Annotated in this window: 21 protein-coding genes and 2 pseudogenes; 11 read left to right on the top strand and 12 right to left on the bottom strand. The window is 30.5% G+C overall.

The genetic code is table 11. From position 1 onward, the window contains the following. Positions 1 to 54: 54 nt before the first annotated feature. The 4 genes from ftsZ to CIGN_RS02535 all read right to left on the bottom strand — a co-directional run bounded on the left by ftsZ (position 55) and on the right by CIGN_RS02535 (position 4,852). Entirely contained in the window at positions 55 to 1,242 is a 1,188-nt protein-coding gene (gene ftsZ, locus CIGN_RS02550) for a cell division protein FtsZ (protein ID WP_086224826.1), read from the bottom strand. 13 nt (positions 1,243 to 1,255) lie between these two features. Continuing rightward, positions 1,256 to 2,692, bottom strand: a complete 1,437-nt coding sequence (gene ftsA / locus CIGN_RS02545) for a cell division protein FtsA (protein ID WP_086302127.1) — start codon at positions 2,690 to 2,692, stop codon at positions 1,256 to 1,258. A 2-nt stretch (positions 2,693 to 2,694) separates the two neighbouring features. After that, on the bottom strand, positions 2,695 to 4,167 hold the full coding sequence (locus tag CIGN_RS02540; protein ID WP_086302126.1) for a peptidylprolyl isomerase: 1,473 nt from the start codon (positions 4,165 to 4,167) through the stop codon (positions 2,695 to 2,697). Positions 4,168 to 4,273: 106 nt separating this feature from the next. Then, positions 4,274 to 4,852 (bottom strand): class II aldolase and adducin N-terminal domain-containing protein, encoded by a 579-nt coding sequence (locus CIGN_RS02535; protein WP_086226298.1) that lies wholly within the window; start codon positions 4,850 to 4,852, stop codon positions 4,274 to 4,276. 107 nt (positions 4,853 to 4,959) lie between these two features. Between CIGN_RS02535 and rsmH the strand changes: the two genes are divergently transcribed. Genes rsmH through CIGN_RS02520 form a run of 3 tightly spaced genes read left to right on the top strand, consistent with a single transcriptional unit; the run spans position 4,960 to position 8,110 of the window. Further along, complete coding sequence (gene rsmH / locus CIGN_RS02530; RefSeq protein ID WP_086226299.1) at positions 4,960 to 5,883, top strand: 16S rRNA (cytosine(1402)-N(4))-methyltransferase RsmH; 924 nt, start codon at positions 4,960 to 4,962, stop codon at positions 5,881 to 5,883. Further along, complete coding sequence (locus tag CIGN_RS02525; protein WP_086302125.1) at positions 5,880 to 6,161, top strand: hypothetical protein; 282 nt, start codon at positions 5,880 to 5,882, stop codon at positions 6,159 to 6,161. The genes rsmH and CIGN_RS02525 overlap by 4 nt, the downstream gene beginning before the upstream one ends. After that, on the top strand, positions 6,161 to 8,110 hold the full coding sequence (locus CIGN_RS02520; RefSeq protein WP_086302124.1) for an FUSC family protein: 1,950 nt from the start codon (positions 6,161 to 6,163) through the stop codon (positions 8,108 to 8,110). Before CIGN_RS02525 ends, CIGN_RS02520 begins: the two co-directional genes overlap by 1 nt. 60 nt (positions 8,111 to 8,170) lie before the next feature. Here CIGN_RS02520 and CIGN_RS08115 read toward each other — a convergent pair. From CIGN_RS08115 to CIGN_RS02505, 4 genes and pseudogenes are all read right to left on the bottom strand, one after another. Beyond that, positions 8,171 to 8,313 (bottom strand): annotated as a pseudogene (locus tag CIGN_RS08115) (signal recognition particle receptor subunit alpha); the annotation flags it as partial. Positions 8,314 to 8,370: 57 nt separating this feature from the next. After that, positions 8,371 to 9,300 carry an SLAC1 anion channel family protein gene (locus tag CIGN_RS02515; protein ID WP_086229184.1) on the bottom strand — a complete coding sequence of 310 codons (930 nt, stop codon included), beginning with the start codon at positions 9,298 to 9,300 and terminating at the stop codon, positions 8,371 to 8,373. Further along, positions 9,297 to 9,971, bottom strand: a complete 675-nt coding sequence (locus tag CIGN_RS02510) for a cytochrome b/b6 domain-containing protein (protein WP_086226302.1) — start codon at positions 9,969 to 9,971, stop codon at positions 9,297 to 9,299. Before CIGN_RS02510 ends, CIGN_RS02515 begins: the two co-directional genes overlap by 4 nt. Continuing rightward, positions 9,971 to 10,912 carry a 4Fe-4S dicluster domain-containing protein gene (locus CIGN_RS02505; RefSeq protein WP_086302123.1) on the bottom strand — a complete coding sequence of 314 codons (942 nt, stop codon included), beginning with the start codon at positions 10,910 to 10,912 and terminating at the stop codon, positions 9,971 to 9,973. Before CIGN_RS02505 ends, CIGN_RS02510 begins: the two co-directional genes overlap by 1 nt. Before the next feature lie 73 nt (positions 10,913 to 10,985). Between CIGN_RS02505 and CIGN_RS02500 the strand changes: the two genes are divergently transcribed. From CIGN_RS02500 to CIGN_RS08170, 4 genes are all read left to right on the top strand, one after another. Next, positions 10,986 to 11,621: a Crp/Fnr family transcriptional regulator gene (locus CIGN_RS02500; RefSeq protein ID WP_086224836.1), complete on the top strand. Its 636-nt coding sequence runs from the start codon at positions 10,986 to 10,988 to the stop codon at positions 11,619 to 11,621. Positions 11,622 to 11,700: 79 nt separating this feature from the next. Then, on the top strand, positions 11,701 to 13,050 hold the full coding sequence (locus CIGN_RS02495) for an NAD(P)/FAD-dependent oxidoreductase (protein ID WP_086302122.1): 1,350 nt from the start codon (positions 11,701 to 11,703) through the stop codon (positions 13,048 to 13,050). Between the two features lie 20 nt (positions 13,051 to 13,070). Continuing rightward, a complete protein-coding gene (locus CIGN_RS02490) occupies positions 13,071 to 13,244 on the top strand; it encodes a YgaP family membrane protein (RefSeq protein WP_086224838.1) in 174 nt (57 codons plus the stop codon). A gap of 329 nt (positions 13,245 to 13,573) precedes the next feature. After that, the gene (locus CIGN_RS08170) at positions 13,574 to 13,750 is read left to right on the top strand and encodes a hypothetical protein (protein WP_181892519.1); all 177 of its coding nucleotides are present in this window, start codon (positions 13,574 to 13,576) and stop codon (positions 13,748 to 13,750) included. On the opposite strand, the gene CIGN_RS02485 is transcribed toward CIGN_RS08170, so the two are convergent. Continuing rightward, positions 13,736 to 14,248: a hypothetical protein gene (locus CIGN_RS02485; protein WP_086302121.1), complete on the bottom strand. Its 513-nt coding sequence runs from the start codon at positions 14,246 to 14,248 to the stop codon at positions 13,736 to 13,738. The genes CIGN_RS08170 and CIGN_RS02485 overlap by 15 nt on opposite strands. Before the next feature lie 93 nt (positions 14,249 to 14,341). On the opposite strand from CIGN_RS02485, the gene CIGN_RS02480 reads away from it, so the two are divergent. Further along, entirely contained in the window at positions 14,342 to 15,214 is an 873-nt protein-coding gene (locus tag CIGN_RS02480) for a D-amino acid aminotransferase (RefSeq protein WP_086302120.1), read from the top strand. 123 nt (positions 15,215 to 15,337) lie between these two features. Here CIGN_RS02480 and CIGN_RS08165 read toward each other — a convergent pair whose 3' ends face one another. Next, the gene (locus tag CIGN_RS08165; RefSeq protein WP_181892518.1) at positions 15,338 to 15,511 is read right to left on the bottom strand and encodes a BspA family leucine-rich repeat surface protein; all 174 of its coding nucleotides are present in this window, start codon (positions 15,509 to 15,511) and stop codon (positions 15,338 to 15,340) included. Between the two features lie 107 nt (positions 15,512 to 15,618). Here CIGN_RS08165 and CIGN_RS08505 point away from each other — a divergent pair, with 107 nt between their 5' ends. Both CIGN_RS08505 and CIGN_RS02470 read left to right on the top strand, forming a co-directional pair. Next, complete coding sequence (locus CIGN_RS08505) at positions 15,619 to 16,890, top strand: PDDEXK-like family protein (RefSeq protein ID WP_086302119.1); 1,272 nt, start codon at positions 15,619 to 15,621, stop codon at positions 16,888 to 16,890. A gap of 18 nt (positions 16,891 to 16,908) precedes the next feature. Further along, positions 16,909 to 17,082, top strand: a pseudogene (locus CIGN_RS02470) (D-amino acid aminotransferase); the annotation flags it as partial. A 42-nt stretch (positions 17,083 to 17,124) separates the two neighbouring features. Here the strand turns inward: CIGN_RS02470 and CIGN_RS02465 are convergent. Continuing rightward, positions 17,125 to 17,397 (bottom strand): metal/formaldehyde-sensitive transcriptional repressor, encoded by a 273-nt coding sequence (locus tag CIGN_RS02465; RefSeq protein WP_086224842.1) that lies wholly within the window; start codon positions 17,395 to 17,397, stop codon positions 17,125 to 17,127. Positions 17,398 to 17,467: 70 nt separating this feature from the next. Between CIGN_RS02465 and dmeF the strand changes: the two genes are divergently transcribed. Beyond that, a complete protein-coding gene (gene dmeF / locus CIGN_RS02460) occupies positions 17,468 to 18,376 on the top strand; it encodes a CDF family Co(II)/Ni(II) efflux transporter DmeF (RefSeq protein WP_086302118.1) in 909 nt (302 codons plus the stop codon). 659 nt (positions 18,377 to 19,035) lie between these two features. Here dmeF and CIGN_RS02455 read toward each other — a convergent pair. Continuing rightward, positions 19,036 to 19,440, bottom strand: a complete 405-nt coding sequence (locus CIGN_RS02455) for an acyl-CoA thioesterase (protein WP_086224845.1) — start codon at positions 19,438 to 19,440, stop codon at positions 19,036 to 19,038. Positions 19,441 to 19,484 lie beyond the last annotated feature (44 nt).

Raw genomic sequence — 19,484 nt, 5'->3', positions numbered from 1 at the left:
TTAAGAGTTGGTGGCCAAATTTAAGCTTGACCACCAATAAAGGGGCTAAATTTATTAATCTAATTGGTGACGACTAATTGTTGGAATATCTAAATCATCGCTACTAATATTTAAATCCAAACCTGAAACTCTACGATAACTAAATATACTCTCTTTTGGCTCTTCAGCTTTTACTGGAGTACTCTCTTTAGTAGCTGCTACTGTAGTTGCATTAGCAGTAGCGGTAGATGGTTGAAGTTTAGCTACATTGCTATCTGAAAAACCAGTAGCTACTAAAGTTACTAAAACTTTATCAACTGGCATATTTATATCACATTTTGTACCCCAGAATATATCTGCATCAGGATCAGCAGCTGCTTCAATAATCTCCATCGCCTCAGTCATATCGCTCATTGGACAATCTGGATGAATGGTAAAATGTACAATAGCACCCATCGCACCTTTTATATCCATATCATCTAATAATGGAGATTGCATAGCTGATTTTAAGGCTTCTTGAGCTGCGCCATCACCTTGAGCTTCTCCTACCCCCATAAGTGATAGACCTCTATGACTCATAGCAGTTTTTACATCAGCAAAGTCAAGATTAATATCACTCTCACCATGACTAAGAACGATTGAACTCATACCATTTACTGCACGCGCTAAAATACTATCTACAATTTTAAAGCTATCTTTAATTCCAGCTTTTCTATCTACTATATTACTTAATTTCTCATTTGGTACAACTACTACGCTATCGCACTCTTTTTTAAGCTCGTTTATACCCTCAACTGCTAAGCGCATTCTCTTGCTACCTTCAAATTTAAATGGGGTAGTTACTACAGCAATAGTTAGCGCACCAATCTCTTTAGCAGCTTGAGCTACAATAGGAGCTGCGCCAGTACCGGTACCACCGCCAAATCCAGAAGCGATAAATACAATATCAGAATTTTCTAATGTTGTTTTAATATCTTCATAACTCTCCATTGCAGCCTCTTTGCCTACAGTTGGTTGCATACCAGCACCTAAGCCTCTAGTTTTTTTCTCACCTAGTTGAATTTTATTTGGGGCTGCTGAACTATCAAGTGCTTGCGCATCTGTGTTGGCTACAATTAAATCCACAGTTTTCATACCATCTTCGTTATGTATACCTTCTCTAATGATATGATTAATCATATTACCGCCGCCGCCGCCGACACCTACAACCTTAATCTTTGCACCATAAACATTTTGTTTCTCTTCTACTGTAAAACCACTCATCACAAGCCCCTTTTTAAAATAAATTTTTTAAATAGTTCATAAATTTAGAGACAGAATTGACCTTTTCTAGGGCAATATTCTCTTTTAGGACATCTTTGTCGCCATTATCATCAATTTTAAGATCTAGTTCCATTTTTTGCTTAGGCTGAACTTTAGGCATAACATCATCAAGATTAGCTGAATTATTACTTGGAATAGTCTGCGGGATATGCTCATCAAATTCTTTAGTTGCCACAAATGGATTTGGTCTTAATACTATCTCATCTTTGTGGCGTAGCTTTCGCTCAGAGTCTATTTCATATGGAGTAAAATATCCAGCACCATATAGACAAAGCCCAATTGCACATGAATTTGCTGGGTCTTGAAAGACATCAATAGAACCGCTAAACTCTCTTGGTCTAGCAATTCTAACAGGCATATTATCAAATATTGCAGTAGCTAACTCTCTAAGCCCTTCTATCTTAGCCATACCACCAGTTAGCACAATACCGGCTGAAGCATACTCTTTATATCCACTCTCGCTAAGCATCTTAGCAAGTATCATTAAAGCCTCTTCAACACGCATATATATAACATTTATTATTACACTAATATCTACTTCGTGACTAGAGTTCTCATCTCCTAAATCAGGCAATACTATTAGCTCGTTACTTCTAGGCTTTAATGTGCCATATTTTATTTTTACTTCTTCAGCTACTGCTGGTGGAGTGTGAAGTACTGTAGATATATCAGTGGTTATGTTTAAACTTCCAACTGATAAAAAATCATTATATCTAATTGAATTTCCTGAGTGAATCACCATATTACAGCTAGAACCACCTAGATCAATTAATACTGTACCTAAAGCTTTTTCATCTTCATTTAATGTAGAAATTGCCGAAGCATATCCGGATAATACAATATTATCAGCTTTTAATCCAGCTTTTTCTATCGCTTTTCGTAAATTCATAATAGCGGATTTTTGCACAGCAATGATATGAGCTTGCACCTCTAGCCTAGTACCATTCATACCAAGAGGATCTTCTATATTGTCTTGTTCATCTACTTTAAAATTATATGGTAAAGTATGCAAAATTTCATAATCGTGTGGAATTTTTACCTTATATTCAGCTGAACTAATAGCGCGCTCAATCTGCTTGATTGTTACTTCTTTTTCAGGAATATTTACCACATCTTTACAATTAATATTTTTTGCATCTTTACCAGATATTGAGACTATAACTTTATCAAATTTAATTCCAGCTGTCCGTACTACGCTGCTTACGACTGATTTTATAGAATTTGAAGCTAATTCAATATTTGTGATTGAGCCCTTTTTTAGTCCTTGGGATTTGATAGTTCCCATACCGATAACTTTTATAGTATTTTCTAATGACCTTGGCTCGTGTTCTACCATCACAGCGCAAATCTGCGTAGAACCGATATCAATACCTAAAATTTTAGTTCCCACGACTACTGACCTTTGTAATATTGTTCTATCTTATATCTATGCTGAAGTGATGAGAGTAAATCATCTATTAGCTGTTCATTTTTAATATTATAAGCACTATTGCTTAATAAATTTTCATATTGCGATATATCATTAGCATTTGCTAATTTTTGATCTGTGATCTTATATATTATAGCTTTATTGCCTACAATTATATAGCCATCTTTTACATTTCTTGCAAAGATTGAATTTATAAACTCACTCACTTCATTTTCATTTAATCCATCAATCTGCGGCATAGAATCCCTAGATACAAATCCAATATCTTTACCACTAAAATTATCTAAAGCTCTCTTGGCCTTAATCTCTAGGCTATCTTTTAGTTTATTATCTATATACTCATCTATTATTAACTCTCTAGCCTCTTCATAATTCATAGGCTTTGGCAAATCTTTAGAATCCAATCTTGATATCAGATATCCATCTTGATAGTTCATTCTATATTTAACTGGCTTTATATATTCGCCGATTTGAGTATTTTTCAGCTCTTGTGCTTCAAATTCATAATCATCATCTAAGGCAATTAGATCAAATTCAAGCTCCACTTCACCTTTTTTGGCTTTTAGATATTCGCTTAGAGCTAATTTCCTTGTTTGTCTCATATCGTAATCATCTTTTACACGCTCTTTTGCCGCTTCAAAGCTTAAAATTTTATCAAATCCATCTCTATACTGAGCTCTATTTTCTTCATAATACTCTTGTAATAAGGTTAAATTCTCATCGCTTACAACTTTTGGGATGAATTTGCCTTTGAGATTGTATTTTGTCTGGGTTAGATATTTATCTTTATTTTTTTCCCAGATTGATTTTAGCTCAACATCATCAACTTTTATACTATTTCTATCTAGGGAAATAATCTGTGCAGATACCTTATCTTGCATAAAGTAGCTAGCTGCTAACATATCTAAATCTTTATCGCTAACATCAACTCTAATAGCACTAAAAAGCTTCTTAAGTAACAAACTATTAGCTAAATTTTGTTCATAATCTTTTGGTGAAATTCTAGCCTGTTTTAATGCACTTTCGTATTTTGTTTTATCAAATTTGCCATCAGTCAAAAAACTAGCATCACTCATTAAAGCTAAAATTATCTCTTCCTCAGAGATGCTTAACCCTAGCTCATCAGCATAACTTAACATAATATTATCTTGGATTAATCGTTGCAATACAATCTTATCAAGTCCCATTTGTTCGGCTTGTTCTTTGCTAAATTTGCCATTAGAAGCATTGATATAATACTCATACATAGTACCATATTTTTGTTGAAATTCGCCAATTGAAATATTTCTATTTCCGACTTTAGCTACTGATTTAGCACGATTGGTATTCATATCATAGGCACCCCAACCTACAAATCCAGCACCAACAAAAGCTATAGTGCTAACCCAAATCGTAACAACTAAATATTTTTTGTGTTTTTGCATCCAAGTTATCATCAAATCACCTTTTTTCTAAAGGCTTCATTTTAGCAAAAATTGCTTTTAAATTACCTTAAAATCAACATTAAAATCAAATTTTTCTTAAAGTTAATTTATCCAAAAATCAACTTGCAAATCCATTTGAAAAATTTAATAGTTTGCAGCTATTTTCTAAAAGCGCTATTGATTTAGCCAAATCATGTGCAGTTCTTTCATAAAGATAAACTCCATAACCTTTGATAACTACGATATTTGTACGCTTTTCTATCATATAGCGATAAATTTCTGATGGCGCTCTTTCATACCAATCATCAAATCTTTTTGGATCATAAATAAAAATATTACCAAATTTCATATAGCCAAAATAATCTTTTGGCTCCAAAAATGAATGATTTATGCTATAAGCAGTAATAAATGGTGGCATTGAATAGCAGACGTATTTTGCCTCAGCTATATTTTTGTAGATATTTAGATGGATATCAGCATCTATGCTTGCATCATTCCATCTATAATCTTTTTTAGAATATAAAAGTGTCAAATCATTATCATTTAGTCCATCAAAAATCGCATCTTTTTTATTGATAACAAATTGATTATGCTCAATTCTTGCCGATATTGAGCCGTGAAAAATACCTAGAAAATTCTTTTTAAACATCGATGCTGAGATTTTTTTAATCTCGCTGATTGAATACTCTATATTCATAACTCTTCCTAAAATTTGCACAAAAATTACAACATTATACCAAATTATAAGGCTCTATTCATTAAATTTATGATAAAATTTTTGCTAAATTTATTAAAGGCAAACTTTTGAATTCTATCCATATTCCTGTTTTACTTAACGAAGTTGTTGAAGCTTTTAGAGATATTAATGATGGTGTTATATTAGATTGCACGCTAGGCTATGGTGGTCACTCAAAGGCTTTGCTTGATACCTTGCCAAATATCAAAATAATAGCCTGTGACCAAGATGATATGGCGATCTCTTATTGCACGAATAAATTTAAAAATTACACAGATAGAATTCAAATCTACAAAAGCAACTTTAGCCAAATTTTACAAAAAATTCCACAAGAAAATATAAGAGCTATTCTAGCTGATATCGGCGTTAGCTCACTTCAATTAGATTTAAATGAACGTGGATTTGCCCTTAAAAGCGATATTCTTGATATGAGAATGGATAGCTCAAATCAGCTTGATGCAAAAACTATAGTAAATAATTATAGTCAATCTCAACTTGAAAAGATATTTTATGAATATGGCGAGCTACCAAATGCTAAGAGTATAGCTAATAAAATTATTATTGCTAGGCAAAATAAAGAAATAAGCTCAGCTAAAGAACTAGTCCAAATCATTGGCAATTCAAATTTACAAAACCGATCTGTAAGTATAGCTACTTTAGCATTTCAAGCAATTAGAATAGAGGTAAATAAAGAACTAGATGTGCTAAAAGAGTTATTAAATTCGATCCAAAACTCAGCCATAAATCACGCAAGAGTAGCAATAATAAGCTTTCACTCACTTGAAGATAGAATAATAAAAGATAAATTTAAATCTTGGCAATCAAGTTGTATATGTCCATCTGAGGCTATGCGCTGCGAGTGTGGCAATAACCATTCTATTGGCAAAATTATCACCAAAAAGCCAATCACGCCAAGTGCTCAAGAGATAAAAGCAAACTCAAGGTCAGCATGTTCAAAAATGAGAATCTTTGATATCAAGAGGCAAAGATGACTGATAAAGAAAACCTACTCCAAAGCAACACTCGTAGAGTTAAAAATGAAGAGAATTTAAGCTTTAAGAGATTAATTATTGGATATATAATTTTATTTATTATTCTTATAATTACTCTACCAAAAGTATATTTTAGTAATGAAATTTACTATACTAGCAAAGATATTGCCGAACTAAAAAGCAAGCTAAATGTACTAAAAGAAGAACATAGACTACTAAAAAGAGATTTGGAATTTATAAGATATAAAAATCAAATTATAGATAATATGAGCGACTAATGCAAAAAGTGGTTAAATTTCTAAACCACTACGACCCATCGTGGTTTGCGCTAAATTACTCAATTAAGGCAACTATATCAATCTTAATCTGTGGCTTTGCGGGGAATTTTTTTGGTGGATTTTTAGGAATGGTATATGCTGCAAATTCATCTATGATAATATTTTTTTTAGCTTCTCTTGATGGTAGCACAAAAATTAAAATTTACTACTTCTTATTATATATTATACTTGGAATTTTTGCAATTTTATTTGTAAGTACTATTTTTAAATTTAGCTGGCTATTTTGCTTTTTTACGCTAATTTGGATGATATTTGTAGGATTTAGCACTCTTTTTAATCAAAATTTAAATAAAATACTTACAATTGTAAATGCTACTGGGCTTCTTACTATCATTGCTTCAAACCAATCTAGCTGGAATCTTGCAGACTCTTTAGAAAGCTTTATAGCTGGGAGTATAATTGCTATTGCTTTTAGGCTTACACGCTTTGGCACATATGGTAAATTTACTAAAAAATCTTGCACAATGGTGCTTGATGATTTAATTAATATGAGCCAAAATATTAGTGATAAGGAATTTTTAAATTTAGCTAAACAATGCGATGAGCATATCAACGAAATTAAAAAAGTATTTACCCATAAAAGCTCCACTATAAAAGATGCTCGCCTAATCATTCACCACTCACGGGCAATTTTTTATCTATATAAATTAGAAGATATTTATCATCTACTTGTTGCTATGCAAAGGTATTTTAAATCTATAAAAAATCCAAATTTATTAAACGCTCTAAATAGCGAAATTACAAACAATTTAATTCAATTAAAAAATATATTTATAGATAAAAATAGCATATTAAAAATAGATGCTCTTAAATTAGCCAGGCAAAGTGATTATGAGATTTTTAAGGCATCTTTAGAGGTTTTATACTCCAAATTTGAACTAATAAAAGATGGCGGTGAAGATAAAATTGCTCTTGAATTTAAAGAAAAAAAGAGTCTAAAAAAGGCAATAAAAGATATAACTTTACATAATCCAATAGTACAAAACTCCTTACGCTTAGCTATTGGTGTAAGCATTGCTATTATCATCGCTAGTTTTGGTTATGTACATAATGGAGTTTGGATCGCAATTGGTGTAATAAGCATGAGCAAAGATAGCTCATATATGACTAAAATTACTGGAATTGCCAATATAAAAGGTGCATTAATTGGCATTACATTAGCATTTGTTTTAATTCATATAGTAGTAAATGAGAATCTATTTGCTCTATTTTGTGTAGTTTGTATTTTTCTAGCCTTTTATTTTAAAAACTTCCCACCAACCTATGCTATGGCAGCTTTTATGTGTGCATTTGCTATGGTATATTCTCTTATTTTAGGTAATGCAATAAGCGTAGTATATATTAGAATTATCGATATTTTAATTGGATTTATCCTATCATTTGTCGCAGCATTTATACTATTTCGCCACACTAATGAGATCAAGCTTAGTAATAGCTATATCAATCTTTTACCTAAATTTAAAAATCTTAGTAATAGCGTTATCGAAGGCAAATTTTCAATAGAGCAAAATGCGATATCAAATAGCCTTACCAATTATCACAACACAATTACCCAAAGCGATAGAAACAAAGAGTTAAAGCGATATCTTGAAATTTATAAAAATCTTCATGATATTAGCTCGCTACTTAGTAATCTTAAAGTTTATACCGATTCACTCAAACAATCAAATAAACTAATTACTACCAAAGATGCTCTAAATTCAGATATAAACATGATCTCAACTAGATTTGAAATGATAGAAAAAAGAGTAAATAAACTCCCATACTATTTTTATGATAATATGGAAGATAGAATTTTAAGTCAAGATATAAAGATTAAATTTCTACTCTTAGAGATTGCCAAAAGACAAGATAGGATAATTGCTCAAAGCGATCTACTTATCAGATGATATGCCATGAACTAATCTATCTAAGACATATTTTTCTAAATCTTTGCGTGAGACTTCATACTCTTTTGTTACCTTGTGATAGACATCAGCCTTTAAAAGCGACTTTTTAAGTGTTTCTAATGCGTTTTTAAAGCCTTTTCATCATCAACAAATTTAAGTTTATTTACAGCTGATTTTAATGATTCGCCAATAAGTTCAAACACTATATACCTTTTGAAATTTTGATTAAAAAGTGCTAATTATACTTTAAAATTCTTTAATCATTCCATTACGCATATATTTTTTGCTATAATATTTTTTACAGTATGATAAGATACATATGTAACCATCACGCAAAGCAAGATAAAAATAGTCATTCCTATATAGAGAAAAGCTATGTTGTTATTAATATTATAACCCTCTAAAATCGCTATAGAAGCTGCAGCACTAGGAAAAATAAACGCCCACCATGATAAGAAAAATTTAAGTTTTAAAAAATTTTTATACATATAAATCACCATAAAACTAAAAAATATAGTAAGATTAAGCATAATATTAGCAGCAACATCAAATCCTACAAGCTTATAATATCCCAAAAACCCAACAGCTGGAGGAGCTATCATAATAAATAGTGTAGGCATAAATTTTTGCGCTAGCTGCTCATGAAATAATATTCTATAAAACATTATAGAAAATAAAATAATCCAAAAAAATACCCCTATGCTAAAATAATACCATAACCATTCATAGTTTTTATCTGATGATATAACAACTATTAAATTACCTACTACTGGTATAAACCAAGCTGGATTGGAGTGCTTGATCTCTAAATTCTTATTAATCCAAAATGCAATAACCCTAAAAGTTATATAGGTTTGCAATATTAAACCACTATAAAATAACCACTCATATACAATACTTTTTTGCCATAGATTGGCTAAAATTAAAAAAGATATAGGTATCGCACCAAAGAAATTTAATCTTATTTGATGATTAAATTCACTTTTTACCTCATCTATATTTATAAATATTTTAATAGCATATAACAATACAACCAATAAAAAAATAACAGATGTAATAATTTTAAATATATCAAAATATAAACTATTAATTTCAAATACTACACTGACTTTTCTTATAGCCATACTAAACCCACCAAATCCCATTATAATAGCAAAAAACATAATAGGAAAATTGCTTATTCTACTCATTTTTTATCCTTGCCATTTTTTAATATTTTATTAGCCTCTTTTATACCCTCTTTCCACAATTGATGACGCTTTAATGTATATTTTGCATCTACCTTGCCACTAAACATTGATATAAGCAAAAAGCGATTAATTTTAGGTATAAAGGCTGCTAAATGGGCAATAATTAATATTATGATAAGTATCATACCCAAATTATGCAATTGTGCCGCCCAAAAATATGCCCAATTTGCTATATCAAATCCTAATAAATTCTTATATGTTTTTATTAATCCTGTAAATACTAGTATAAAAAGCGTAAAAGCAATTGCTATATATGCTAAGCGTTGTTCTGGTAGATATTTTTGGTTTGGTGGTTCTTGATCTTTTGTTATCATAGATTTTATAACTAAATAACTATTTTTTATATCGCCTTTTTTAGGTATGATATCAAACTCTTTTTTTAAACTATGATAAACTATATGATAAACTCCAAAAAATATAAGCCCTATAGCAAAGATATAATGCAATACTAGACCTTCAAAATACTCGCCACTCCATTCCCATATATTTGCTACGCCATATCTTTTAGCCACTGGCATTTGAAATATACCAGTTAAAATAAGTCCAAAAGTAGATATAGCAACTCCCCAATGTATGATACGATTTTGCAAACTCTGTCTATATATTTTCATTATTTATCCTTTTTATTACATTTTATAGCAGATATAGTTGCAGCACCTATTGCAGCTAGTGGAGTAATCATTGCAGCCATAGCTAAATTTTCGCTCTTTTGTAATGGACTATCTACTCTAGCCATATGAGGTCTGCCTATTTTATTTGTTAAATTTTCATATTTTTTTGTTATTGCTTCATTTATAGATTCAAAATCTACACTACTTAAGTATATTGTAGATGTTCCACCATTTTCTTTTAATCCATATATATGCCTGTTTTCTTTATTTACTATACTCATTATCTCATTTTTTGGAGCAAATTTTATAGCTTTTTTTGGACATTGATTTTGACATGCTGGCTTATCGCCTTTATTTAGCAGATCTTTACACATATCGCATTTATACATTACACCGCCACCTGCTAATTTTGGCGCTATATTTAAATATAATCCAACACCAGCTTGACGCTGCGGTATCTGCCACGGACAAGCATCTCTACATTTAGCACCGCCAAAACAAAAATCCTTATCAATATCTACAGCTCCATATTTATCTTTGCTTATAACGCCAAAAGGGCATAATTTTTGGCATGGAGGGTTATCGCAATGCATACAGCGTCTTGGTATATTTATCTTTTTACCATTTATCTCTATCTTTTGAACATATGTCCAATTATATGGGGTTAATCTATCTATAATATCTTTTTTATCACTATAATCTTCATATTTTTTTTGAGGCCAATAATTCATTATAGGCTTTTTAGGATCTGGGAATTTATCTTTATTATGTGTTTTGCAAGCACTTATACATTTTGGTACTTCAAAACCTTCGCACCCATCACATAAATCAAGATCTATTATACTCATCATCTGAGAATTCTGCCTTGATATTTCTTGATCAGCTAAAAGTGGTGTAGCACTAGTTATAAGGGTAAATTTTAAAAAATTACGCCTATTCATCTTCTTATATCCTTATATATTTTTAAAGAATTATAGCTATAATAATGCAAATTTTCAGTGATAAAGTTACCAAATGAAAAAAGATATAGAGCAATTTATAGATAAATTTAAAAAATTTAATTTGTCTAAAGAAGATTTAGATACCGTTAGTTCAAATGTTAAAATAATGGAATTTAAAAAAGGTGATGATGTAATAGTCGATAAAAATAGCTGTCAAGGTTTTATATATGTATTAAAAGGGAATTTAAGAGCATATGCAATATCTACAACAGGAAAAGAAATAACAGTATTTAATCTTAACTCTGGAGATGAATGCATTCTTTGTGCTAATTGTATGACTGATAATTTGCAACTTGAATTAAATTTACAAGCCAATAAAGATACAAAAATACTATTATTACACTCTAGTTACTTTTCAGTATTAAAAGATAAATACCCATCAATAGCATCTTTTGTAGTAGAGCTTTTATCCATAAGATTAGCTAGCGCTATTAAAGTTATGACACAAGCTCTATTTACGCCAATTACACAAAGGATTATTGATTTTCTTAAACAAAATGCTACAAATAATCAAATTCAAATTACCCACGAAATACTTGCTAGCCATTTAGGTACTGCAAGAGAGGTGGTATCAAGAATTTTAAAAGATATAGAAAAAGAGAATCTAATAAAATTAGAGCGTGGGAAAATAATTATTTTAAATTTATAATCTTTTGTGACTTTATCACTGATAAAAATAGAAAATCTATATATAATCATAATATCTATTCCCTAATAAAGGATATATTATGAATGAAATTCAAAAATCCCGCAGAGACGCTCTAAAAATATTTACCTTAGGTTCTGCCTTAGCAGCTACTTCTGTTACTATACCTACACAAGCCAAAGCTGCAAGTGATTTATCTCCAAATATAGCTATCATAGGAGCTGGACTTGGCGGTATCACAATGAGTGCTCATCTAATAGATATAATGCCAAAAGCAAATGTTACCTTATATGATGCAAATCAAACAATGCATTATGAGCCTGGATTTACGCTAATTGCTGCTGGTGTTTATACTACCAAAGATACAAAATATGATAAAGCAGATCTAATAAATGAAAAAGTAAAATGGGTAAAACAAAATGTACAAAGTGTAGATCCAAACAATAATTCACTTACAACAAATGATGGCAATATCTATAAATATGATTATTTAATAATCTCTACTGGGGTGTATTATGATTTTCAAAGTGTAAAAGGTTTAAATGCTGATATTATAGAAGATCCTAACTCTAAAATTACTAGTATATATACTCCAAATGGAGCAACAAAATCAAATAAATTTATTCAAGAATTGGTTAAAAATGGTGGTAATGCTCTATTTGCCGAGCCAAATACACCATCAAAATGCGGTGGAGCAAATAAAAAGGTAAATATGCTATTAAATGATTTAGGTCAAAAAAATAACCAAAAATCTTTAAAAACTATACTATGTACAGGTAGTGCAAATATGCTCTCAAGCCCATTACACGCTAAGATGATTGAACAAATGTATATACAAAGAGATATGGAGTATAAAACACGCCACCTTTTAGTAGAAGTTGATACCATAAATCAAATAGCTAAATTTGACAAACTAATGCCTTATACTCAAGACTCAATACAAAAAATAGCAAAAGAGAGAGTAGAAATACCATATGATTATCTATTTGTAGTGCCTAGAATGAAAAGTGCTGATTTTATAACTCAAGCTGGTTTAAACACAAGCAAAGGCGATGTAGCTGGCAATTGGGTTGATGTTGATCAATATACATTACAACACAAAAAATATCCAAATATATTTGCACTAGGAGATTGCGCTGGAGTACCAAAAGGCAAAACAGGAGCAAGTATACGCAAACAATATCCAGTTATAGGTGCAAATATATTATCTCACTTAAAAAATAAACCTTTAGAGGCTAAATTCGATGGCTATACAGCTTGTCCGCTACTTACTAGATATGGTAAGGCTGTTATGGTTGAGTTTAATTATAAAGGAGCCGCACCGACATTAGAATGTATGGGTTCTACAAGAGAAAGTTGGCTAAACTGGGCTGTTAAGGTATATTTAATGAAGCCTATGGTTATGCAAGCCATGATACATGCTAAAGCTTAAAAATAAAAAAAGGATATAATATGAGTAACTTAGATAAAACTATAAGACTAATAATAGCAGCTATAATATTTTTTGTATTTGGATTTGTATGCCAATGCTGGTGGTGGTTAATCGGACTTGTTCCTTTGCTTACTGCAGTATATGGATATTGCCCATTATACTCACTAATAGGCAAAAAAAGTTGTAAAAAATAGCTATTATGCCTCAAACGAGGCATAATACTCTTAAAATCCATGTAATCTTTTTAAATCTTTATCTATTAATTTTTTATTATCTTTTTCATCTACGCTAACATAAGCTACTTCAGCAGTTGTAACTAGAACACACTCACAAAAATTAAAATTTACTACTTCTTATTATATATTATACTTGGAATTTTTGCAATTTTAAAAGATATCTATAAATTTATAAAAATCTTCATGATATTAGCTCGCTACTTAGTAATCTTAAAGTTTATACCGATTCACTCAAACAATCAAATAAACTAATTACTACCAAAGATGCGCTAAATTCAGATATAAACATGATCTCAACTAGATTTGAAATGATAGAAAAAAGAGTAAATAAACTCCCATACTATTTTTATGATAATATGGAAGATAGAATTTTAAGTCAAGATATAAAGATTAAATTTCTACTCTTAGAGATTGCCAAAAGACAAGATAGGATAATTGCTCAAAGCGATCTACTTATCAGATGATATGCCATGAACTAATCTATCTAAGACATATTTTTCTAAATCTTTGCGTGGAATTTCAAGCTTTATAGCCTCATTGTAGATTATCTCAATTTTTTGAGAGTATTTCTCATATGGAAAATATGGAAAATGAACCCTCCAAGCCGCACGAATCAGCTCAAGGCTAATGAGTCTCCTAGTCCAAACTCTAAAATAATCAAACCCGATAAACACACAAGCAGTCAAAAACACAGTTATAATCACCGAGACATGTAAATCAGCCTCAAATTTACTAAACAAAATATGAAGTATCCAGACAAAAAGCGTCAAAACAATAAAGCAAAGCAGAGCATAAATAGCATAAAATCTGCGATTTCTATAACGGAAATTTAACTTAGCAGGATCAATTAGCATGCCCTCATTATACAGACAATTCGCCTCTAAAAGATCACGAAAAAGCACCGGTTGCTTAGACACTACAAATAAATTTTTAAACATAAATTGCTTAATTTTCTCTATCATTTTCATACTTTTTAAATAATTTTTGGTAGGTTATTATATCTAAAAATTAGTCAAAATCTGATAAAATAGCTCAAATTTAAAAAAGGAGCCAAAATGGCAGCATTGATATCTATGCAAAAGGTCTTTTTAAATGGTGAATTTGTAGATAAAGATAGTGCAAAAATAAGCATATTTGATCGTGGATTTATATTTGGGGATGGGATTTATGAGGTTGTGCCGGTGATAAACTCAATTATAGTAGAAAAAGATGGATTTTGGGATAGATTTCAAAGAAGCTTAAATGAGATTAGCTTAAATTTACCCTATACAAATGATGAATTTGAGAGTATATTAAACAATCTAATAGAGATAAACTCACTTAAAGAAGGCGGCTTATATATCCAAATCACCCGTGGTGTAGCACCAAGAGATTTTAGCTTTGTAAAAGGGGTTAAACCAACGATTATGGCCTTTGCTTTTAGTGATAGTGTGCTAGAGCATCCAGCAGCAAAAAGCGGTATTACCATCATCTCAACACCTGATATAAGGTGGAAGCGACGAGATATCAAGTCCATATCCTTATTAGGTCAATGCTACGCCAAAAATCAAGCTACTATAGCCGGAGCCGATGAGTGCTTTATGGTCGAAGATGGCTATGTTACTGAAGCTGGAAGTAGCAGTGCTTTTATCATAAAAGATGGCACACTTATTACCAAACCACTATCTAATGAAATTTTGCCAGGAATTAGACGCAATAGACTATTAAACTTAGCTAAGCAAATTGGCTTACAAATACAAGAGCGTAAATTTAGCATGGATGAAGTCTATAACGCAGATGAGTGCTTTATCAGTGCTGCGACTATAATATTATTGCCTGTGATAAAAGCCGATGGTAAGGCCATAAATGGCGGCAAAATCGGAGAATATACAACTAAACTTAGAGAGCTATATAAAAGGGCTTTAAAACTAGAGGCTAATATAAGTTGATAAATAGCGCAATTGCCAATTTCTAATTATAAAGATATGATAAAGATTTAAATCACTCAAGCCTAGCAAAGCTAATACTATAGCCTTTGCTAAGCTTTAATAAATAAACTAAAGCAAGTAGCTTTAAAATGGTATCTCATTAGTAAATTTAGGCTTATTCTCATCATTGATTTTGCAACCATAAAACATACTACTCATATCAGTTACACTGCTAGTATTTATATAGCTTAAAATCAAATTTATATTATTTACAAGCTCTATTAGCTCATATTTTGTTTTTGGTGAGTATTTACTCATTTTTTTATTTTTTGGTTTTGTAATTATAATACAAAAATACGAACGCTTTTGGTTGTTATATTTTTTAAAATTATGGTAAAATTACAAATATTTTTTTAGGAGTTAAAATGACTGAATTCACACAAGAACAATATCAAAAGTTTTTTGATGAGTTTGAAAAAGCTTATAAAGAATATGAAAACAAGGTAAAAGAGCGTAGGGCTCGTGGAATTCATGATTATAATGTTTTTGATGTGCTTGAAGCAAAAGAAGTTAAACATTCAAAGTTTATAGCATCTTTACTTGACCCTAAGGGCTTACATTATCAAGATGATTTGTTTTTAAATAAATTTATAGAAGTGTGTGGTATAGATGATTTTGGGCTTGATGCCTTAAACTCGCAAGTGTATAGAGAGTATAAAAACATAGATATTTATATAACCGATGGCAATAAACACATAATAATAGAAAATAAACGCTGGACTGGCGACCACAATGAACAAGTCGCAAGATATATAAAAACTATTATAGACGAACAAAACAAAGATGAATTAAGCGAAATTTATGAAAGAATTTTGGTTTTATATCTTACACCTTTTGATTATGTAATTGAAAAGTTAGGTGGAATTGATGAAGTAGGCAAAGACTATTTAAAACTAGGGCAAAATCAAGTAGCTTTTAGGCATATTTCATATGAAAATGAAATTTTAAAGTGGTTAAATGCGATAAAAGCTGAAATTATAAATTTAACCGATTTAAATGTGCTAATATCACAATACGAAAAAGCAGTAAAAAAATTAACAAATCAAGGAGAAAAAATGGAAAATACCTTAATAATAGAACAAATCAAAAAAAATTATAAGCTTTGTGCTGCAATATACGATAATTTTGAAAAAGCAAAAATAAATTTATTAAATGAATTGTTTAGCAAAGTTTCTGACACTTTACAAGCAACAATAAAGACAAATGATTGGACAATAGAATCTCACAAAATAACAGAAATAGCAAAGAATACTACATTTTTTTCTGCAAAATTAAATGAATATAATGGAAAAAACCACGATGGCAATTATATTTATTATTGCATAGAATCACAAAACGGATATAATAATATATCTTTTGGTCTAGTACGCAGTAATCAAGTAAAGAATAGATTGGATAATGATTGTTTTCAAGATATTGTAAAAGAAAGTGATTATTGTACAGATAAAAGTTGGAAGAGCAGCGATTGGTGGGCATGGTATTATAAAAAATTTAGCAATGCTGATGATTTGATTTTGGATTATTTAAGCAATGAAGAAAAATTTATTAGTGAAATCCGTAATGATTTGGAAAAATTAAAAGATGTCTTAGAAAAATTAAACAAAAAACTTATAGAAAAATACTCTTTGGCTAAGTAAATTGGCTTACAAATACACATGGATGAAGTTTATAACGCAGATGAGTGCTTCATAAGTGCTGCGACTATAATATTATTGCCAGTCATTAAAGCCGATGGTAAGGCGATAAATGGCGGCAAAATCGGAGAATATACAACTAAGCTTAGAGAGCTATATAAAGAGATTTTAAAAGCCAAAGCTAAAATGATATAAAAGAATTTAAAGGGTGAAATAGACTATTTTACCCTTTAAAAATTATTTAAAAAAACTCTTTAAAAGCGAAGTTAAATTTGCTATCTCTTGTTCTCTTTGCTCTTGGCTAACGCTATTTCCAAGATGCTCTTTGATATGCCCATCCAAGACTTCTGCCATCAAAGATGTGATAGCACCTCTTGCGGCACTAATTTGCTGAAGTACTTTAAAGCAATCTTTCTCATCTTCTAAGGCCTTTTCTAAGGCTGAAATTTGCCCTTTTATCTTTTTAATACGCAAAAGAAGCTTATCTTTATTTGCTACTATGTGAGCCATAATTTTCCTTTATCTTTTTATAAGTTATACTGGGGTATAGTATCATAATATTTTTTAAAAAGGGTTTAATATGAGTAATAATATTTTAAATTTTTCACATAATCACAATTTTCACTCAGCTAATCTTACCGCCAAGAAAAACACGCTATATGCGATGATAATCACAATATCTATGATGATAGCTGAAATTATAGGCGGTATATACTTTAACTCTATGGCATTACTAGCCGATGGTTGGCATATGAGCTCTCACGCATTAGCACTTGGACTAGCGTATTTTGCTTATATTATGTCAAATAGATATAAAAGCGATGCTAGATTTAGTTTTGGTACTTATAAGATGGAAATTCTAGCTAGTTACACTAGTGCCTTGTCGCTTTTAGTGATTGCGTTTTTGATGATTTATCACTCTATTTTAAAGTTTATAAATCCAGAATCCATAGCATATAAAGAGGCAATTTTGATAGCTATTATCGGACTTATGGTGAATTTAATCTGTGCTTGGTTATTAAGGTCTAGCCACGATCATCATCATAACCATCATCATCACGATGATCTGAATTTAAAAGCTGCTTATATACATGTCCTTACTGATGCGCTTACTTCTATTTTGGCTATTGTGGCTTTGGGATTTGGGCTGCTTTTTGGAGCTGATTTTTTAGATCCACTTATGGGGATTATTGGTGCTATTTTGGTATTAGTGTGGGCTATAGGGCTATTAAGACAATCGGGCAAAATACTACTTGATGCTAATATGAATGAGCCAATAGTTAGCGAAGTGGTAGATATTTTACGCCTATTTAGAAGTGATATAGAAATCAAAGATCTACACCTTCTAAAAGTAGCAAATGACAAATACACTTGTATAATCTCTTTAAATTCCATTAATCCAATTGATATAAATCTTATCAAAAAAGAGCTATCAAAGCACGAAGAGCTAGTTCATATAATAGTGGAAATATATCCAAAAAAATATTAAATTAAAAAATTTAAGAGTTAATTATAATAGGCAATTCTCTCTTATTATGTAAAATTTATATATCCCTATTAAGTATTTTTTAAGTATAGATGGTGGGGTAAATTATTCTTAATTTTAATAACAAGGAGAAAATATGAACAAAATTTTAGCTATTATATTATTTACTAGTGTTTGCTTTGGTTGGAGCGGATATGACTAGGAAAATCACTCACTCGGAAAATTGCCATTAGTCTGCCTTTGGAATATAAATATAGTATTTTGATAGCTATATTATATCTTTATAAGTTTAAATTTAGCCGGATAATTTAGCGGTGAATTTATTTTAAAGCAAATGAAAATTTTTACAGATATAGCAAAAACTAGTTTAGCTACAATCTAACACTCTACAAAAAACAAGCTAGCCTTGCTCTTATTTTGTAGCACTGATAAATGACATTGTTTATCTTTTGTGCTACTTGCATTACTATTTATCTACCAAAAAATATCTTTTTTCTTAAAATAAGTTAAATTTATACAAACATACTTTTTACAAAATATCAATTCATTTAATCTAATTAAGATAGTGGCAAATTTCACCTATTTGCAATAAAATGCAGAGTAAATAATAATAAATTTAAAGCCAAATTTGAGCACCTAAAATCTCAAATTTAGCCTATTAATCAAAATCCGTGTAATCGTTTTAAATCGCTATCTATTGGTTTTTTATTGCCTTTTTCATCTACGCTAACATAAGTTACTTCAGCAGTTGTAACTGGAACACACTCACAAAATCCTTGCGAATTTAATCTTTGCACGACTACTTTTACCACTGTTGTTATAGATGTCTGGCCTACTTGAGTTATTTTGGCATAGCAACTAACAATATCACCAATAAATACTGGCTCTTTAAAAATTACCTCTTTCATCGAGATTGTTACAACTCTTATAGGCGCTAACTCTCTAGCAGCTATAGCCCCAGCAAGGTCAATTTGAGAAAGAATCCATCCACCAAATATATTTCCAGCTGGATTTGTATCGCTTGGCATAGCGACGATTTTTATCCTTGGTTCGCCCATATTTTTCATTATCAAATCCTTAATATTTTTAAATTGAAATTGAAATTGAAATT

The sequence above is a fragment of the Campylobacter devanensis genome (assembly GCF_002139915.1).
GTDB lineage: Bacteria > Campylobacterota > Campylobacteria > Campylobacterales > Campylobacteraceae > Campylobacter > Campylobacter devanensis.
This window is presented reverse-complemented; position numbering and strand designations above follow the sequence as displayed.

Coding starts and splice junctions, on each gene's coding strand:
- CIGN_RS02520 (WP_086302124.1), top strand. CDS start 6,161: ATGCAAAAAGTGGTTAAATTTCTAAACCACTACGACCCATCGTGGTTT.
- dmeF (WP_086302118.1), top strand. CDS start 17,468: ATGAGTAATAATATTTTAAATTTTTCACATAATCACAATTTTCACTCA.
- ftsZ (WP_086224826.1), bottom strand. CDS start 1,242: ATGAGTGGTTTTACAGTAGAAGAGAAACAAAATGTTTATGGTGCAAAG.
- CIGN_RS02515 (WP_086229184.1), bottom strand. CDS start 9,300: ATGAGTAGAATAAGCAATTTTCCTATTATGTTTTTTGCTATTATAATG.
- CIGN_RS02505 (WP_086302123.1), bottom strand. CDS start 10,912: ATGAATAGGCGTAATTTTTTAAAATTTACCCTTATAACTAGTGCTACA.
- CIGN_RS02540 (WP_086302126.1), bottom strand. CDS start 4,167: ATGATAACTTGGATGCAAAAACACAAAAAATATTTAGTTGTTACGATT.
- CIGN_RS02500 (WP_086224836.1), top strand. CDS start 10,986: ATGAAAAAAGATATAGAGCAATTTATAGATAAATTTAAAAAATTTAAT.
- CIGN_RS02510 (WP_086226302.1), bottom strand. CDS start 9,971: ATGAAAATATATAGACAGAGTTTGCAAAATCGTATCATACATTGGGGA.
- CIGN_RS08505 (WP_086302119.1), top strand. CDS start 15,619: ATGACTGAATTCACACAAGAACAATATCAAAAGTTTTTTGATGAGTTT.
- CIGN_RS08170 (WP_181892519.1), top strand. CDS start 13,574: ATGATCTCAACTAGATTTGAAATGATAGAAAAAAGAGTAAATAAACTC.
- CIGN_RS02480 (WP_086302120.1), top strand. CDS start 14,342: ATGGCAGCATTGATATCTATGCAAAAGGTCTTTTTAAATGGTGAATTT.
- CIGN_RS08165 (WP_181892518.1), bottom strand. CDS start 15,511: ATGAGTAAATACTCACCAAAAACAAAATATGAGCTAATAGAGCTTGTA.
- CIGN_RS02525 (WP_086302125.1), top strand. CDS start 5,880: ATGACTGATAAAGAAAACCTACTCCAAAGCAACACTCGTAGAGTTAAA.
- CIGN_RS02485 (WP_086302121.1), bottom strand. CDS start 14,248: ATGATAGAGAAAATTAAGCAATTTATGTTTAAAAATTTATTTGTAGTG.
- CIGN_RS02465 (WP_086224842.1), bottom strand. CDS start 17,397: ATGGCTCACATAGTAGCAAATAAAGATAAGCTTCTTTTGCGTATTAAA.
- CIGN_RS02455 (WP_086224845.1), bottom strand. CDS start 19,440: ATGAAAAATATGGGCGAACCAAGGATAAAAATCGTCGCTATGCCAAGC.
- CIGN_RS02490 (WP_086224838.1), top strand. CDS start 13,071: ATGAGTAACTTAGATAAAACTATAAGACTAATAATAGCAGCTATAATA.
- CIGN_RS02535 (WP_086226298.1), bottom strand. CDS start 4,852: ATGAATATAGAGTATTCAATCAGCGAGATTAAAAAAATCTCAGCATCG.
- CIGN_RS02495 (WP_086302122.1), top strand. CDS start 11,701: ATGAATGAAATTCAAAAATCCCGCAGAGACGCTCTAAAAATATTTACC.